This window comes from Clostridium sp. 2218st1_F5_2218SCRN_220325, from assembly GCF_039062665.1.
Classification (GTDB): Bacteria; Bacillota; Clostridia; order Peptostreptococcales; family Peptostreptococcaceae; genus Intestinibacter.
Genome location: NZ_JBCLNH010000022.1, coordinates 1 through 19,811 on the forward strand (window position 1 = coordinate 1; position 19,811 = coordinate 19,811).

The 19,811-nt window shown below is 30.9% G+C and carries 10 protein-coding genes and 1 riboswitch; of the genes, 7 read left to right on the forward strand and 3 right to left on the reverse strand.

Features of this window, described 5'->3' with window-relative positions; genetic code table 11:
- Nucleotides 1-396: 396 nt before the first annotated feature.
- From uvrB to hprK, 4 genes are all read left to right on the forward strand, one after another.
- A complete protein-coding gene (uvrB, locus tag ABCM86_RS12165; protein ID WP_343004087.1) occupies nt 397-2,364 on the forward strand; it encodes an excinuclease ABC subunit UvrB in 1,968 nt (655 codons plus the stop codon).
- Between the two features lie 116 nt (nt 2,365-2,480).
- Nucleotides 2,481-5,306, forward strand: coding sequence for an excinuclease ABC subunit UvrA (gene uvrA / locus ABCM86_RS12170; protein ID WP_343004075.1), 2,826 nt, complete (start codon nt 2,481-2,483; stop codon nt 5,304-5,306).
- Nucleotides 5,307-5,532: 226 nt separating this feature from the next.
- A complete protein-coding gene (gene uvrC / locus ABCM86_RS12175; protein ID WP_295573569.1) occupies nt 5,533-7,347 on the forward strand; it encodes an excinuclease ABC subunit UvrC in 1,815 nt (604 codons plus the stop codon).
- Nucleotides 7,348-7,349: 2 nt separating this feature from the next.
- A complete protein-coding gene (gene hprK / locus ABCM86_RS12180) occupies nt 7,350-8,276 on the forward strand; it encodes an HPr(Ser) kinase/phosphatase (RefSeq protein ID WP_195930886.1) in 927 nt (308 codons plus the stop codon).
- Between the two features lie 218 nt (nt 8,277-8,494).
- On the opposite strand, the gene ABCM86_RS12185 is transcribed toward hprK, so the two are convergent.
- From ABCM86_RS12185 to ABCM86_RS12195, 3 genes are all read right to left on the reverse strand, one after another.
- Nucleotides 8,495-10,297, reverse strand: a complete 1,803-nt coding sequence (locus ABCM86_RS12185; protein WP_195930885.1) for an NADH-dependent [FeFe] hydrogenase, group A6 — start codon at nt 10,295-10,297, stop codon at nt 8,495-8,497.
- A gap of 61 nt (nt 10,298-10,358) precedes the next feature.
- Nucleotides 10,359-12,245: an NADH-quinone oxidoreductase subunit NuoF gene (locus ABCM86_RS12190; protein ID WP_195930884.1), complete on the reverse strand. Its 1,887-nt coding sequence runs from the start codon at nt 12,243-12,245 to the stop codon at nt 10,359-10,361.
- Nucleotides 12,246-12,258: 13 nt separating this feature from the next.
- On the reverse strand, nt 12,259-12,759 hold the full coding sequence (locus ABCM86_RS12195) for an NAD(P)H-dependent oxidoreductase subunit E (RefSeq protein ID WP_343004076.1): 501 nt from the start codon (nt 12,757-12,759) through the stop codon (nt 12,259-12,261).
- 670 nt (nt 12,760-13,429) lie between these two features.
- A riboswitch (molybdenum cofactor riboswitch) is annotated at nt 13,430-13,565 on the forward strand.
- 809 nt (nt 13,566-14,374) lie between these two features.
- On the opposite strand from ABCM86_RS12195, the gene ABCM86_RS12200 reads away from it, so the two are divergent.
- From ABCM86_RS12200 to fdhF, 3 genes are all read left to right on the forward strand, one after another.
- Nucleotides 14,375-14,857 (forward strand): NAD(P)H-dependent oxidoreductase subunit E, encoded by a 483-nt coding sequence (locus ABCM86_RS12200; protein WP_195931843.1) that lies wholly within the window; start codon nt 14,375-14,377, stop codon nt 14,855-14,857.
- Nucleotides 14,857-16,725, forward strand: a complete 1,869-nt coding sequence (locus ABCM86_RS12205; protein WP_195931842.1) for an NADH-quinone oxidoreductase subunit NuoF — start codon at nt 14,857-14,859, stop codon at nt 16,723-16,725. Before ABCM86_RS12200 ends, ABCM86_RS12205 begins: the two co-directional genes overlap by 1 nt.
- 213 nt (nt 16,726-16,938) lie before the next feature.
- On the forward strand, nt 16,939-19,635 hold the full coding sequence (gene fdhF / locus ABCM86_RS12210; RefSeq protein WP_343004077.1) for a formate dehydrogenase subunit alpha: 2,697 nt from the start codon (nt 16,939-16,941) through the stop codon (nt 19,633-19,635).
- The last annotated feature ends 176 nt before the right edge of the window (nt 19,636-19,811 follow it).

Below are 19,811 nucleotides of genomic sequence, written 5' to 3' on the forward strand. Positions count from 1 at the left end.
ACACAGAAGTTAAGCTCCTGAGCGCTGATGGTACTTGGTGGGCAACCGCCTGGGAGAGTAAGACGTAGCCACGTAATCTTTTTAATTTTAAAAAGTAAACATAACAATATTAAATCCACCTAAGTTTTTACATAGTTAAAAATTTAGGTGGATTTTTTTGTATAATAAAAAATAGAAATTTAAATTTTTATTAGATTAGATATTTATAAATTATTACATATTTATAGATAGCTAATATAGATTTATAGATAGTTATATAGAAAATTTACTCCATATGTACTTAAAGAATATAATTATGGGTAAAATATTTTTAGTTAATATTCAAAAGTACGGATATACTAATATATATTATGGTATAATGGAAATAGAACTAATGTTCGGGAAAGGTTAGGTGATATTATGGATTTTAAAATAAAATCTGACTTTAAACCTACAGGTGACCAACCTGAGGCTATTAGAGAAATAGTAAATGCCATAAATCATGATGAAAAATTTTCGACTTTATTAGGGGTTACAGGTTCAGGTAAGACATTTACAATGGCAAATATAATACAAGAGGTTAAAAAGCCTACTCTTATATTAGCACACAATAAAACATTGGCTGCACAGCTTTATAGTGAATTTAAAGAATTCTTCCCTGATAATGCAGTTGAGTATTTTGTAAGTTATTATGATTATTATCAACCAGAGGCATACGTTGCCCACAGCGATACATACATAGAAAAAGATGCTAGCATAAATGATGAAATAGACAAATTGCGCCACTCTGCTACAGCATCAATTTTAGAGAGAAAAGACACTATAATCGTATCTTCTGTATCATGCATATATGGTATAGGGGATCCAAAGGATTATAAAGATTTGATGTTATCTCTAAGGGTAGGTATGGAAGTTGAAAGAGATGAAATAATTAAAAAATTAATAGATATACAATACGAAAGAAACGATATAAATTTTGTAAGAGGAACATTTAGAGTAAGGGGAGATGTTGTCGAGATTTTCCCTGTAAGTAATGATGAAAGAGCTATTAGAGTAGAATTCTTCGGCGATGAAATAGATAGAATAACAGAAATTGATTATGTTACTGGAAAAATCGTAGGAACAAGAAAATACACTGCTATATTCCCAGCATCACATTACGTTACTACTCCAGAAAGAATTGAAGAGGCAGTAAAAGCAATAGAAAAAGAATTATCAGATGTTGTTCAAGAATTTAAAGATAATGACCAGTTGCTTGAAGCACAAAGGATAGAACAAAGAACAAAATATGATATAGAAATGCTTAAAGAAATAGGATTCTGCCAAGGTATAGAAAACTATTCAAGACATATTACAGGCAGAAAAGCAGGAGAAAAGCCATATACACTTATGAACTTCTTTCCAGATGATTTCTTGTTGATAATAGATGAATCACACGTTACGCTACCACAAGTTAGAGGTATGTATGCAGGAGACCATTCTAGAAAAAAATCATTAATAGACAATGGATTTAGACTTCCTTCTGCATACGACAATAGACCTTTAAACTTTGAAGAGTTTGAAGAAAATATAAACCAAGTATTATTTGTTTCAGCGACACCAGGTCCTTATGAAATTGAACATTCAACTACAGTTGCACAACAAATAATAAGACCTACAGGATTACTTGACCCAATTATAGAAGTAAGACCGATTGAAAATCAAATAGACGATTTAGTTGGAGAAATAAACAAGGTTATAGAAAATGGAGAGAGAGTATTAATCACTACCTTAACTAAAAAAATGAGTGAGGATTTAACAAATTATCTTAAAGAAATTGGAATTAAGGTAAAATACCTACATTCAGATATCGTTACTTTAGAAAGAACGGAAATAATAAGAGATTTAAGATTAGGTAAGTTTGATGTATTAGTAGGTATAAACTTACTTAGAGAGGGATTAGATATACCAGAAGTATCATTAATAGCTATTTTAGATGCAGATAAAGAAGGTTTCTTACGTTCAGAAACATCGTTAATACAAACAGTTGGACGTGCTGCCAGAAATGCAGAAGGTAGAGTTATTATGTACGCAGACAAGATTACTCGTTCAATGGCAGCTACAATCGAAGAGACAGCTAGAAGAAGAGAAATACAGTCACAATATAATAAAGAACACGGTATAATTCCTAAAACAATTAAAAAAGACATCAGAGATAGCATAGAAACTCTTAAATTAGCTGAGGAAGAAGAAATTTACGGAATAAGTGAAACTGATAATAAAGAAGAAATTAAGGCTAATATAGCTAAATTACAAGCTGAAATGATGGAAGCAGCAACTAATTTACAATTTGAAAGAGCGGCTCAGTTAAGAGATAAAATAAAAGAATTAGAGCAAAAAGTATAAAAAATATAAATAAGATTACTAATACAAAATATATTTTTACAAATAATCGATTAGAAATTTTTATATTAGAAAGAATTATAAGAGATAGATTCAAAATAAAAAGAAAGGAACATAGAATGGAAGATAAAATAATAATAAGAGGTGCTAAAGAAAACAATTTAAAAGATGTGAATTTAGTAATCCCTAGAAATAAATTTGTTGTATTTACAGGATTATCTGGCTCAGGAAAATCATCATTAGCGTTTGACACAATTTATGCAGAAGGACAAAGACGATATGTAGAAAGTCTTTCATCATACGCTAGACAATTTTTAGGGCAAATGGAAAAACCAAATGTAGAGTACATAGAAGGTCTTTCACCAGCAATTTCGATAGACCAAAAGACAACATCAAGAAACCCTAGATCAACAGTAGGTACAGTTACAGAAATATATGATTACCTAAGACTTTTATTTGCTAGAGTTGGAGATGTACATTGTCCTGTATGTGGAAATAAAATAAGCCAGATGACAGTACAAGAAATCGTGGATAAAATATTAGAATTTCCAGAAAGAACAAAATTACAAATACTGTCTCCTATCGTTAGGAGTCAAAAAGGAACGCATAAAAAGACACTAGAAGGGCTAAAAAAAGAAGGATTTGTAAGAGTTAGAGTAAATGGAGAAAATTACGAAGTTACAGATGAGATTGAACTAAGTAAAAATAAAAAACACAATATAGAAGTAGTTGTAGATAGAATAGTTGTAAAGCCAGGAATTGAAGGAAGACTTTCTGACTCAATCGAAACAGCAATAAAATTATCAGATGGATTAGTTATTGCACAAATTATAGATGGAGAAGAAATACTGTATTCAACTAAATTCGCATGTCCTGACCATGGAGTTGGAATTGAAGAATTATCTCCAAGAATGTTCTCATTCAATGCTCCATTTGGTGCTTGTGATGAATGTAATGGTTTAGGTGAACGTAGAAACGTTGATGCGGATTTAGTTGTACCAAATAAAGATTTATCGATAAACCAAGGCGCAATAGCAGCATGGGGTTCTGTAAGTAAGAGTAATGATACTTACTATAGCAAAATGGTAAGAAGTTTAGCTGATATATATGGAGTATCTTTAGATACACCATTTAAAGAATTACCAGCTGATTTTGTACAAGAGTTACTTTACGGAAGAGACAACACAATTGTAGAATTTGAATTTGATTCTAAATTTGGAGGAAGAAAACACTATAAAGCTCCTTTTGAAGGTGTTTTAATAAACTTAGAGAGAAGATATAATGAAACTTCCTCTGAATATGCTAAGGATAAAATTGATGAATTTATGGCAGAGACTCCTTGTCCAAAATGTAAAGGTAATAGACTAAAAAAGGAAGTCCTATCAGTTAAAGTAGGAGAAAAAAATATAATTGAAGTAACAGAGCTTTCAATAAATGAATTAATAGATTTTATAGATAGTTTAAAATTAAGTGAAAAGAATCAATTTATTGCTCAGGAAATATTAAAAGAAATACACGAGAGGGCATCATTCTTAATCAATGTAGGTTTAGAATATTTAAATCTATCTAGAAAGGCGGGAACACTATCAGGTGGTGAAGCACAACGTATAAGACTTGCAACACAAATAGGTTCTGCTTTAGTAGGTGTTCTTTATGTATTAGACGAACCTAGTATAGGTCTTCATCAAAGAGACAACGATAAATTAATAGCCTCACTTCAGAACTTAACTAGAATAGGAAATACGTTGATTGTTGTTGAGCACGACGAGGATACTATGAGAGCTGCGGACTATATAGTAGATATAGGGCCTGGGGCAGGAGTTCATGGTGGTGAGATAGTTGCTCAAGGTACATTTGATGAAATTATAAATAACCCGAATTCTATAACAGGTATGTACTTAAGTGGAAAGAGAACTATAGATGTACCGGAAACAGTTAGAGAAGGAAACGGAGAGTTTATAGAAATAATAAAAGCAAGTGAAAATAACCTTAAAAACCTAAATGTAAAAATACCATTAGGTAAATTTGTATGCATAACTGGTGTTTCAGGCTCAGGAAAAAGTACACTTATAAATGAAATACTATATAAAAGTGTTGCCAACAAAGTAAACAGATCTAGGATGAAACCAGGAAAACATAAAGAAATAAAAGGTATAGAAAATATAGATAAGATAATAAATATTGACCAAAGTCCAATAGGAAGAACTCCTAGGTCAAATCCTGCAACTTATACAGGAATATTTGACCACATAAGAGATTTATTCGCAATGACAAACGAAGCTAAAGCAAGAGGATATAAAAAAGGAAGATTTAGTTTTAATGTAAAAGGTGGAAGATGTGAGGCATGTAAAGGTGATGGAATAATAAAAATAGAAATGCACTTCCTACCAGACGTATATGTTCCTTGTGAAGTATGTAAGGGTGAAAGATATAATAGAGAGACTCTACAAGTTAAATACAAAGATAAGACGATTGCTGATGTATTAGATATGAATGTTGAAGAGGCACTAGAATTCTTTGAAAATATACCTACAATAAAAAGAAAATTAGAGACATTAATGGATGTAGGTCTTTCATATATAAAATTAGGTCAACCATCTACTCAATTATCAGGTGGTGAAGCACAAAGAATTAAATTAGCAACTGAATTAAGCAAAAGACCTACTGGTAAAACATTATATATTTTAGACGAACCGACAACAGGGTTACATATGGCTGATGTAGACAAATTAATAGATGTTCTACAAAGATTAGCTGATACAGGCAACTCTATAGTAGTAATAGAGCATAACTTAGATGTAATTAAGTGTTGTGATTATATAATTGATTTAGGACCAGAAGGTGGAGATAATGGAGGAACTATAGTTGCAACAGGAACTCCAAAAGAAGTATCAAAAGTAGAAAAATCATATACAGGACAATTTTTAAAAAAATACTTTGAATAAATATGTATTAATATAAATAATTTTGTAATATGATAGAAAAACATCAAAAAAATATGGTATGATTTAATAGTAAATAAGAGCATTATAAATTAATATGATTTATAATGCTCTTATACATTAAAAAATTATAAATGTCAGAAAATAAAAGATTATATAGGAATTAATATGTAATTAAAGACAAAAAATAAAAAATGATAGAAGTTTATGAGGAAAAAGGAGATTTTTAATGTTTGATATTCAAGAACAATTAAAATTACTACCAGACGAACCTGGCGTTTATTTAATGAAAAATAAGAACGACAAAATAATTTATGTCGGGAAAGCTATTTCTTTAAAGAATAGAGTTAGACAATATTTTCAATCATCTAAAAATCACTCATCAAAAGTGAGATCTATGGTAGAAAATATTGCATCATTTGAGTATATAATTACTGATTCTGAGTTAGAGGCGTTAATACTTGAATGTAACTTAATTAAACAGTACAGACCGAAATATAATGTTTTGCTTAGAGATGACAAAACATATCCATATATAAAAGTCACTGTTAATGAAGATTATCCAAGAGTAATGAAGGTTAGAAGAGTACTAAAAGATAATGCAAAATATTTTGGACCATATACAAATGTGGGTGCGGTAAACGATACCCTAGAGATAATTCATAATATATATCCAATTAGAAATTGCAATATAGATATACCAAAAGCTATTAAAAATAATGCAAGGCCATGTTTGAATTATCATATTAAAAAATGTATAGGACCTTGTACAGGACATGTATCTCAAAAAGAATATAACAAGATGATTGATGAAATATTATTATTTTTATCAGGAAAAGAAGAAACTTTAATAAATCTCTTAAAAGAAAAAATGAATGAGTGTGCAATGAATTTTAACTTTGAAGAGGCAGCCACTTATAGAGATAAAATAAAGAATTTGGAAGAGATAAAAGAAAAACAAAAAATAGATTCATCAAGTATGGATGCAAATCAAGATGTAATTGCTTTAGCAAGAACAGAAGAAGAAGCATGTGTTCAAGTATTCTTTATGAGAAATGGAAAAATAATAGGAAGAGAACACTTTATATTAGAAGGTGTAGAAGGAAGTAAATCTAATTCTGTGCTTGGCTCATTTGTAAAACAATTCTATATGGAACAGGAGTATATACCAAAAGAAATAATTATAGATGAAGATATAGAAGATAGAGAGATATTAGAACAGTGGTTAAGTGAGAAAAAAGGAAACAAAGTAAGTATTACATTACCTCAAAAAGGTGAGAAGAAAGCATTGGCTATGATGGTCAGAAAAAATGCTATGGAATATTTAAATAAATTTTCTCATTTAAATAAACAAAAATATGAAAAAAGTATTGGTGCACTAACTCAATTAACAGAGTTACTTAACCTTGAAACAGTTCCAGAAAGAATTGAAGCATACGATATATCTAATATTCAAGGTGTAGATTCAATTGGTACTATGGTTGTTTTTACAAATGGTAAAAAAGATAGAAAAGAATATAGAAGATTTAAAATAAAGACCATAGTAGGTCCAGATGATTATGGCTCAATGGCAGAAATTTTAAGCAGAAGAATAAAACATGGAAATTTACCAAATTTAATTTTACTAGACGGAGGAAAAGGTCAAGTAAGCGCTGTACAAAACGTACTAGACGAAAATAATATACAAATTCCTCTGTGGGGTATGTTTAAAGATGACAAACATAGAACAAAAGGATTAGTAAATAAATCACAAGAAATTGTATTAGATAAAACAACAAACTTATACAGATTTGTTGCTAGCATACAAGAAGAAGTTCATAACTATGCTATAACTTATCATAGAAGTTTGAGAAAGAAATCACTTACAAAATCCGTACTAGATGATATACCTGGTATAGGGGAGACAAGAAAGAAAAATCTTTTAAGCCATTTTAAAAGTATTGATAGTATAAAGGCTGCTACATTTGAGGAATTATTAGAAGTTGAGAGTATAAATAAAACAGCAGCAGAAAATATTTATAATTATTTTAAATCGGAGGAATAAGAATGGAATCAAAAGACAAAATAGCAATATCAGATCTTGTTAGGGACTTAGAACTAAATGTTGTTTATAGACCAGAAGGTAAAGAATTCTTCGTTCAATCACAAGATGTAAATAGAACAGGATTAGCACTAGCAGGATACTTTGAATATTTTGCATTTGATAGAATACAGATAATAGGTAAAGGGGAATATACTTATTTTAAAAATATCGATAAAGAAAAGAGAAGAGAAATACTAGATAAATTATTCTCTTATGATATACCTGCATTAATCGTTACAAGAGGATTGGAAATTGATGAAGATATATTAGAAGCTGCCAAAAGACACGAACGTGTACTAATAAGTAGTGAAAGAAATACTACTAGATTTATAAACAAAATATCTAACTATCTTGATAATAGATTAGCACCACATATAACAATACATGGAGTACTTGTAGACGTATATGGGATAGGTGTTCTTATAAAAGGAGAGAGTAGTATAGGTAAGTCTGAAACTGCTCTTGAGCTTATACAAAAAGGACATAGATTAGTTGCAGATGATGCAGTAGAAATAATAAAATTAGATGATGATAGATTGATTGGACAAGCGCCAGAATTACTAAGACATTACATGGAGATAAGAGGTATAGGAATAATCGATGTAAGAAGTTTATATGGCGTTGGTGCAATAAAAAACATGAAAGAAATAAGTTTAATTCTTGAACTGGAAAGTTGGGACCAAGAAAAATACTATGATAGACTAGGTCTTGATAAAGAATATGAAACAATATTAGGAAAAGAAGTAGAAAAATTAGTTGTTCCAGTAAAACCAGGTAGAAATACAGCTATGATAGTAGAAGTTGCAGCTATGAACTATAGACAAAAAATAATGGGATATGATGCAGCTATAGAATTTACTAAGAAATTATCTCAAACAATACAAAAATAAAATAGTATAAAATAAATAAAATAGCCTTTTGCATGTTTTGATTAAATAATGTGAAAGGCTATTTTATTTAAAAAATTTATGCTCATAATAGTAAATCTAATTATAGTAAATTAAGTATATAAAATATTTATGAAAAAAAAGAAAGACCTGTCGAGTAAAAACACGACAGGACAATCTAATCTATATATTATAGGCTTTTAAGGCTATTATTAACTAATTTATTCAGTAGTTAAGGCAGCTTCTTTTGGATCTTCTTTTGCATATGGATTACTTCTATCAAAATAATGCGTATGTAGATAAGTATGAGCGTTGTGTCCGCCTCTTTCTCCCAAGAACTCAGCATATAATTTTTTAATATCTTGGTTTTGATGAGATTTACGTTTAGGCTTATTAGCATCGATTGCATATAATCCAGCACCTCTTGCTTTAACTTTTTCGTAATCTCCACCATGGAATGGTTGACCTCCACCAGCAACACATCCACCAGGACAAGCCATGATTTCTATGATGTGGTATTTAGGAGCTCTACCAGCAGCTATATCAGCTCTTAATTCATCCATTAATTTTCTAGCGCATCCTAGAGATGAAGCTGCAACTACATTTACGTCAGTTCCACCAACGTTAACTGTTGCTTCTTTGATTCCTTCAAATCCTCTTACAGATTTAAATTCTATAGCATCATCAGGTAATTCAACTTTAGTTACATCAGTGTAAGCAGTTCTTAAAGCAGCTTCAAGAACACCACCAGTAACACCGAATATATCAGCAGCACCAGTTGAATATCCTAAAGGACTATCAAATTCAGCATCTTCTATAGTTGCTAAATCTATACCAGCTTCTCTTATCATTCTTGCAAGTTCTCTTACTGTTAATGATAAATCAGTATCGATTATACCATCTTTACCTAATTCTTCTCTAGCAACTTCATATTTTTTAGCTATACAAGGCATTATAGACATTACTATAACTTCATCAGGTTTTTTACCTAATATTTTGTCAGCGAAATAATATCTAGCTACTGGAGAGAACATACTTTGTGGTGATCTACAAGTTGATAAGTATTTTAATAAATCTGGGTATTGAGTTTCACAGAAGTTAACCCAAGCTGGACAACATGAAGTCATTATTGGTAAATCTCCACCTTTAGTTAATCTTTGTACAAACTCATTAGCTTCTTCCATTATAGTTAAGTCAGCAGCAAAGTTAGTATCGAATACATAATCAAATCCTAATGCTTTTAAAGCTGCAACAACTTTACCAGTAGATATAGCTCCAGGTTCAAATCCAAATTCTTCACTTATACCAACCCTAACAGCTGGAGCAATTTGAACCATAACTGGTTTTTCTTTTTGAGCTAATGCATCCCAAGCTTCTTTAGTATTATCTTTTTCCATTAAAGCACCAGTTGGACATACACTAACACATTGTCCACAGAAAGTACATTCTGTATTCATCATGTCAGTATTGAAGAAAGTACCAACTACAGTATTGAAACCACGATTTACACCAGAAAGAACACCAACAGTTTGAACTTCTGTACACATAGTTTCACATCTTCTACATAATATACATTTGTCATTATCTTTTACTATAGAATAAGAAGAAGTATCTATAGGTGAAGTTGATTGTTCACCTTTAAATCTTATATTTCTTATACCCATATCAGAAGCTAAATTTTGTAATTCACATTGACCACTTTTAGCACAAGTATAACAATCTTGTGGATGGTCTGATAATAATAATTCAACAACATTTTTTCTATATTTTAAAGCTTCAGGAGTGTTAGTGTTAACTACCATTCCTTCTTTAACCATAGTACCACAAGCAGGTACTAGTTTTCTTCCTGCACTTACCATACATACACGGCAAGATGCACATTCATTAGTAAAACCTATTTCATCTATTTTCATTTGGCATAAGCTAGGTATTTTAATACCTACTTGCTTTGCAGCTTCAAGTATTTTAGTACCAGATGGTACGGCAACAGCTTTGCCATTTATAGTTAAATTAACTAAACTCATTAGTAAATCCCTCCTCAATAATAATTAAAAAATTATTGTCTAACAATTGATTATAAATGTACTATCTTTTTTCGATTGCATGTTTCTTACATTTTTCCATACAAGCACCACATTTTAAGCACTTAGTTGTATCGATAACATGTTTTTCTTTCTTTTCACCAGTGATAGCATCAGCAGGACAGTTTTTCTTACATAATCCACAACCGATACAATTATCATTGATGAAGTAATTTAACATAGATTGACATTTAGCAGCAGGACATTTTTTGTCTTTGACATGAGCTAAATATTCATCATAGAAGCAATCTAATGTACTAAGAACAGGGTTAGGGGCACATTTACCAAGACCACATAAAGAAGTATTCTTTATAGTTAAAGCTAAATCTTTTAAATCAACTAAGTCTTCTTCTGTACCTTTACCATCACATATCTTAGTTAACATTTCAAGTAATCTCTTATTACCTATACGACATGGAGTACATTTACCACAAGATTCATCAACTGTGAATTCAAGGAAGAATTTAGAGATATCAACCATACAGTCAGTTTCATCAAGAACAAGCATACCACCAGAACCCATCATAGAGCCTATAGATGCTAAAGATTTAAAATCTATTGGAGTATCTAAGTCTCTAGATGATATACATCCACCAGATGGACCACCAGTTTGAACAGCTTTGAATTCTTTTCCGTTAGGTATACCTCCGCCTATTTCATAAACTATTTCTCTTAAAGTTGTTCCCATAGGTACTTCAACAAGTCCTACATTGTTTACTTTTCCACCTAGGGCGAAAACTTTAGTACCTTTAGAATCTTCAGTACCATAAGAAGCAAACCAATCAGCACCATTATTGATTATAGCTGGAACATTACCAAATGTTTCAACGTTATTAACTGAAGTAGGAGCTTGCCATAAACCATGTTTAGAAGAAGAGAAAGTCTTCATTCTTGGTTCGCCACGTTTACCTTCGATAGAGTTAATTAATGCAGTACCTTCACCACAAACGAATGCACCAGCACCATATTTTAATTCTATTTTGAAGTTAAATCCAGTTCCTAATATATTGTCACCTAAAACACCAGCTTCTTCAGCTTGTGCTATAGCTATTTTTAATCTATCTATTGCAAGAGGGTATTCAGCTCTTATGTAGATATATCCTTGAGAAGCACCAACAGCATAACCAGCTATTGCCATAGCTTCAAGAACACTATTTGGGTCACCTTCTAGAAGTGATCTATCCATGAATGCACCTGGGTCACCTTCATCAGCATTACATACAATGAATTTTTTACCGTTTACAGCAGGGTTTTTAGAAGCAGATTCCCATTTAACACCTGTTGGGAAACCAGCACCACCACGACCTCTTAAGCCAGATTTTTTCATTTCTTCGATAACTTCTTGTGGAGTCATTTCTTCTAGACATTTAGCAAGAGCTAAGTATCCATCATTTGCGATATATTCAGTTATATCTTCTGGATTTATATGACCACAGTTTCTTAAGGCAATACGTAATTGTTTTTTATAGAATGCCATATCTTCATGTTTTTGAACTTTTTGGTGATTTAGAGCAGGTTCTTCGAATAATAATCTTTCTACAACTTGGTTATTGGCGATATGACTTTGAACTATTTCATTAGCATCTTCTGGTTTAACATGAACGTAGAATACGTTATCAGGATAAACCTTAACGATTGGTCCCATAGCACAGAATCCAAAGCATCCTGTTAAATGAACCATAGCATGGTCTGATAAACCAGCTTTTTCAATTTCTTCTTTTAAATTTTCGATTATTTGTAAACTGTCTGAAGATGTACATCCAGTACCTCCACAGACTAAGATATCTCTTTTATCAGGTATAGCATCTGTATGATTTTCTCTTAAATCAAGAACAGGTTTGAATTCTTTAACAGCAGCTTTTAACTCAGCTATTGAATTTAATTTTTTCATCAATATTTACCTCCTAACAGCTTAATTCTAAATTTCTATAGTTGTCTAATATTTTGGAAACATCATCTGGAGTTGATTGACCATAAACTTTTCCATTTACAACTACAACAGGAGCTAGTCCGCAAGCACCAACACATCTTAAACCTTCAAGTGTAAATTTAAGGTCCTCTGTTGTTTCTCCAGCTTTGATTCCTAATTGTTTTTCGAATTCAGCCATTACCTTGTCTGAGCCTTTAACGAAGCAAACTGTACCAAGACAGACACTAATTTTGTATTCTCCGATTGGATTAGTAGAGAAGTAAGAATAGAAACTTACAACACCATATACTTTAGAAGGAGCAACGCCTAACTTATCAGCTATATGAAGTTGAACTTCTTTTGGTAGATAACCGAAGATTCCTTGAGCTTCTTTAAGTACAAATATTAAAGCACTTTCATCCGCTAATTCTAATGAATCAATAAGGTTATCTAATTCATCAAATAATTTTTGGTTTTGTGAAACAAAATCGCACATACAAATCCCCCTTTTCGTTTTAAGTTACTTCTTAAATTAGAATAATTAACTAACGATAAAAAAAGAAAATCTTATTAAGAAACCTTAGACTTAAATAAGGCAGATTTTCTTAAAAAGTAGCACTATTTATTTTTATATAGAGTGCAAAATACATTAATAGAAATTATACTTATAAAATTTATATAATGGTGATAGTAATAACTTCATTATGTATTTAAAAAATATAAAATCAAAAAATAGTTTTATAAAACAATCCGATCAATTAATGAATTTATATCAGAATAGAATATACAAAATTTTCTGAAAAGAAAATAAAAGTAAGATATATAGGATATAAATGTTATAACTAAATCTGGATGGTATTTATAACATATATTTGTAATCTATAATAATTATAATATATAATTGGATAAAATTGCTAAAAATACGGCTTTTTTTTGTTAAAAAATAAAGTATTTTTGTAGATATTGGATACAATATCTTGTATTAGTTAAAAATTTTACAAATGAAATATTATAATATTTTAATAATTATTTTATAATGATAATTGATCTTGACTATATAAAATTAATTCTATGAAATTCATTAATGGCAATAACAAAAAATTCTAAAAAAATAATGATAAGAAAACTAAAGTGTGATACAATTAACTATAATATTAGAAAAATAAATAGTATGTTTTCTCCGAGCAAAAATATCTAAGGATCTAAAATCTATGATATTGAGCCAAGTGTAAAGACACTTCTGGGTTAGAAGGGAAACTGACTAGCCTTCCGTATTTGAAAAGGTGATTACAGATAAAAAGATTGTATAAGAGATAAAAATTTTATACTTATAAAATTGACGTACTATGTCATTTTATAAGGATTAAGATTTTGAATTTATACAAAAAGCTGTATTTTCTAGTTTTCAAATAGAAGATGCAGCTTTTTTTATTTAATAATTAAATTATATATAAGTTAGAAAAAAATATAGATAATTTATACATACTCCAAAATCTATATTTATAAAGATTTAACATTATATCAATATAAAATAAACAATACAAATATTTATGTATATAAAAAATATAGTTTTGTTGTTATACAAACAGATATTATATAAAAAAGTTTATAATATATAAATATAGTAAAAATACACAAGAGATTGATAAAAAAATAACTAAAAATATTGATATAAATGCGTCAAAAGAAATGGCTCAAATAAACATATTTAATATGGTTTACTAAGGGGTGATTTTAGTATATTAAATACAAAATATATTAAATAATCGATAAAAATAGGCAAACCATACATAAAAATATAGTTAACCTACAAAATTTCTTTAGAATAGAGAAATTTGTATTATTGTGCAAAAAAATATAAAAAAAACTCGAAATTAAAATAGATATTAAAAGTAAATAACAAAACAAAAAAGAACTTTATATAATAAATAATTTTTATATAAAGTTCTTTTTTGTTGTAGAAAACTATTAGATTTTTAAACTAAGATATAAACAGGAGTATGTACAAATAGTAGTTACCTAATATAAAGGAGTAATTATGATAAGGTACATAAATAGACATTTATAGATAGGGGACATTTTATATTCTAACAAATAGGGAGGGGAAAAATATGCTAGAGCAGTCTTATTATGAAAAGACAGATGAGATTATCGAACTTCATGGTGCAACAGCCAGTTCTTTAATTCCAGTTATGCAAGATGTGCAAGCTGAGTATCGTTATTTGCCAGGAGAATTACTTTCTTATATTGCAGACAAATTAGGCATACCACTAGCAAAGGCATATAGTGTTGCAACTTTTTACGAAAACTTTTCTTTTGATCCAAAAGGAAAATATGTTATCAAAGTATGTGATGGTACAGCATGTCACGTACGTAAATCAGTGCCAGTAAGAGAAGCATTGGAAAAACATTTAGGTTTAGGAAAAGGCAAACAAACTACTGATGACATGTTATTTACTATAGAAATAGTATCATGTTTAGGAGCTTGTGGTCTTGCACCAGTTATGACTATCAATGATAAAGTCCATCCAAAAATGAATCCAGATAAAGCTGTAGAAATAATAGATGAATTGAAGGAAGGAGAGTGCGAATAATGAGGATAGAAACAAGAGAACAATTACAAGCTATTCGTAAAGAAGCGAAAGCAAAAATTGACGCAACTCCTATACGTATATTAATTTGTGCAGGGACTGGTTGCATATCAGGTGGTTCACAATTTATATATGAAAAAATGAAAGAACTTGTTGGAGATAATGAAAATGTAGAAGTAAAATTTGAAGGTCATGTTTCACATCCAGAAGTTAAAAAAAGTGGATGTCATGGTTTCTGTGAAATGGGGCCATTAATGAGAATAGAACCTTTAAATATACTTTATGTAAAAGTCCAACTTGAAGATTGTGAAGAAATTTATAATGAAACAATTCTAAAGAGAAATGTAATCGATAGATTAGTATATAAACAAAACGGCAAATCTTATGTAAGCCAAGAATCTATACCTTTCTATGAAAAACAAACTCGTATAGTTCTTAAAAACTGCGGTCATATAGATGCAGAGCACATAGAAGAATATATAGCAATTGGCGGTTACAAAGGTTTAGAAAAAGTATTATTCGACATGACTAAAGAAGAAGGATTAGAAGAAATACTAAAATCTGGACTTAGAGGTCGTGGGGGTGCTGGTTTCCCAACAGGTAAGAAATGGGCAGAGGTTGCAAAACAACCAGTAACCGAGAGATATGTAGTATGTAATGGTGATGAAGGTGACCCAGGAGCATTCATGGACAGAAGTATCATGGAAGGTGACCCTCACAAAATGATAGAAGGTATGATGATAGGTGCTTACTTAGTAGGTGCTCAAAATGGATATATATATGTCCGTGCTGAATATCCATTAGCAGTTGAACGTTTAAGAATAGCTATAGCTCAAGCTGAGGAACGTGGACTACTTGGAGATAATATATTAGGAACTGATTTTAGTTTCAGATTACACATAAATAGAGGTGCAGGGGCTTTCGTTTGTGGTGAAGGTAGTGCATTAACAGCTTCTATAGAAGGTAATCGTGGTATGCCAAGGGTTAAACCACCTCGTTCTGCTGAAAAAGGTCTATTTGAAAGACCAACAGTATTAAACAACGTTGAAACATATGCAAACGTTCCAATGATAATAACAAACGGTTCTGATTGGTACAGAGGTTTTGGTACAGAAGGCAGTCCTGGTACAAAAGCGTTTGCATTAACAGGTAGTGTTAATAATACAGGATTAATAGAAGTTCCAATGGGAACTACACTAAGAGAAATAGTTTACGATATTGGTGGCGGTGTTAAAGATAATGTTCCATTCAAAGCTGTCCAAATAGGTGGACCATCAGGTGGATGTTTAGTTGAAAAACACTTAGACTTACCATTAGACTTTGACTCAGTTAAAAAACTGAATGCCATAATGGGTTCTGGTGGACTTGTAGTAATGGACGAAAATAGTTGTATGGTTGACGTTGCTCGTTTCTTCATGAGTTTCACACAAAGAGAATCATGTGGTAAATGTACTCCATGTCGTATAGGAACTAAGAGAATGCTTGAAATGTTAGATAAAATAACTGAAGGTAAAGGTACATTAGAAGACCTAGATAAACTAGAAGAAACTGCAAAAACAGTAAGAACTATGTCATTATGTGGTCTTGGTAAGAGTGCTCCACTTCCAGTTATAAGTACATTAGAATTATTTAGACACGAATATGAAGAACATATAGTTGATGGTAAATGTAGAGCTCATGTATGTTCTGCATTAAAAACTTTCAAAATTGATCCAGATAAATGTAAAGGTTGTACTAAATGTGCTAGAAACTGTCCAGTTGGTGCAATCACTGGTGAAAAGAAAGCACCTCATGTTATCGATACAACTAAATGTATTAAATGTGGAGCTTGTATGGAAGGTTGTAAATTCGACGCTATATATACTGAATAAAAAGATTGAATATAAAATTGCATAAAAATAAGATACAAAAAAATTAGATATAAAAATTAAAAATAACATTAAAAAATATAAAAATTAAAAATCGCTAAATAAAAATAATATGAAAAAACATTAATTTAATAGAGAATAATATGATGAATCAATTTAATCGAAATTTATCAATTAAGAATTAGACATAAATTTAAAATTAAAGGAGGAAATAATATGGTTAAGTTAACTATAGATGGAATCCAAGTTGAAGCTGAGAAAGGTACAAGTGTATTACATGCAGCTGAAAGCGTTGGAATTAAAATACCTACGCTTTGCTATATAAAAGATTTATTACCAGATGGTTCTTGTAGAATGTGTATGGTAGAAATAGAAAGCAGGGGTAGAACAAAAATGGAAACTGCTTGTACTGCACAAGTTTCTGAGGGACTTGTTGTAACTACAAACAGTGAAAAAGTAAGAAATGCAAGAAGGAATATTCTTGATATGTTACTTTCAAATCATAAAACTGACTGTTTCTCTTGTCCATCAAATGGAGATTGTAAACTTCAAGAATTATGTTTTGAATATGGAATAGAAAGAACTACTTATAGTGGTGAACAAACTGAATTACCAATAGACGACTCTAATAAATTTTTCACATATAATCCAAACCTTTGTATTTTATGTCATAGATGTGTAAACACTTGTCATAAAGTAGTAGGACGTGGGGCAATCGATACTATGGAAAGAGGATTTGATTCAGCAATCGGAACTCCATTCCATATAGATTGGGCAGATACTAATTGTGAATCATGTGGTAACTGCGTTCAAGCTTGCCCAACAGGCGCTCTTACTATGAAGAGAAGAAAAAATTATCGTAAATATCAAATAGATAAAAAAGTATTAACAACTTGTCCACACTGTGCAACAGGATGTCAATATTATCTATTAGTTAAAGATAATAGAATAGTAGATGTTGAAGGTGCAAATGGTGCATCAAATAAAGGTTTATTATGTGTAAAAGGTCGTTCAGCAAGTTTTGATTTTGTTCACTCAGGAGATAGAATAAAATATCCTTTAATTAAAAATAAAGAAACAGGAGAATTTGAAAGAGCTACTTGGGATGAAGCATTAGACTTAGTAGCAACAAAATTCTTAGATATAAAGAAAAATTATGGAATAGATGCGTTGGCTGGTTTTGCATGTTCTCGTTCAACAAATGAAGATATTTATATGATGCAAAAGCTAGTTCGTTGTGGATTTGGTAACAACAACGTAGACAACTGTGCTCGTGTCTGACATTCTCCATCTGTCGCAGGTCTTGCGATGACACTAGGCTCAGGAGCCATGACTAATACAATAGCAGATACAACAGGAGAATCAGATTTAATTATGTTAGTTGGATCAAATCCAGAAGAAGCACATCCAGTTATAGGTATGCAAATACGTCAAGCTGTTCAAAGAGGATGTAAACTTATAGTAGTTGACCCTCGTGATATAGATTTGGCTAAAAAAGCTGATGTGCATATAAAATTAAAACCTGGAACAAACGTTGCATTTGCTAATGGTATAATGCATGTAATCATAGAAGAAGGACTTCAAGATTCAGATTTTATAAATTCTCGTACTGAAGGTTACGAAGAGCTAAAAGAAATAGTTAAGGATTATACTCCAGAGAGAGTAGCTGAAATATGCAATATAGATCCTGATGATTTAAGAAAAGCTGCAATAATGTATGCTAAAGCTGACAAAGCACCAATTATGTACTGTTTAGGTGTTACAGAACATTCAACTGGTACAGAGGGTGTTATGTCAATGTCAAATATGGCTATGTTAGTTGGAAAATTAGGTAGAAAAGGTTGTGGTGTTAACCCAATACGTGGTCAAAACAACGTACAAGGTGCTTGTGATATGGGTGCTATGCCTACTGATTTCCCTGGATATCAAAAAGTTAATAATCCAGAAGTACTAGCTAAATTTGAAAAAGCATGGGGCATTAAATTAAATCCAAACCCAGGAATAAAAGCAACAGAAGTATTTCCAGCTGCTATAAAAGGTGATATAAAAGGTTTATATATCTTTGGTGAAGATCCAGTCGTAACTGATGCAGATACAAATCATATTATTAAAGCGTTAGAAAGTTTAGATTTCTTAGTAATGAGCGAATTGTTTATGACTGAAACAGCACAATATGCTGATGTTATATTACCAGGTGTAAGTTATGCTGAAAAAGAGGGAACATTCTCAAATACAGAAAGACGTGTCCAAAGAGTACGTAAAGCTGTAGAACTAGAAGGTGAAATGAGATTAGATACTGATATATTTATCGATTTATTAAATAGAATGGGATATCCTCAACCTCATTTAACTTCTGCAGAAATAATGGATGAAGTAGCTTCATTAACTCCAAGTTTTGCTGGTATAAGCCATAAGAGACTTGATGAAGTTGGAAGTTTACAATGGCCATGTCCAAGCAAAGATCATCCAGGAACACCTATACTACATGTAGGTAAATTTGCAAGAGGATTAGGATATTTCTACCCAGCTGAATATGTTCCATCTGCTGAATTGCCAGATGATGAGTACCCATATATTCTTATGACTGGTCGTATATTATATCACTATACTACTAGAGCGATGACTGGTAGAACTCCAGAATTAATGGAAATAGCGGGTAAATCATTTATAGAAATGAATATAAAAGATGCCGATGCTCTAGGAATTAAAGATGGTGACAAAGTAAAAGTAGCATCAAGACGTGGTGAAATACAAACTACAGCTGTCGTTGGAACTAAAGTATCTCCAGGCGAAACTTGGATGCCATTCCACTTCCCAGATGGAAATGCTAACTGGTTAACAAATGCAGCTCTTGATAAATTTGCAAAAGCACCAGAATATAAAGTATGTGCTATAAAAATTGCAAAAGCATAAAGGCTGACTCAGTATAAAGTATGTTATAGATATAAAATAACGTATCCTTAAACATTAGTTTATTACATTAGAAAGTTGATGTAAATAGAAGGCACTCGATTAGAGATTTATATAAATTAAATTATTGCAGAAAGTATCACAGAAGATACTGTGATACTTTCCTAAAGATATAATTT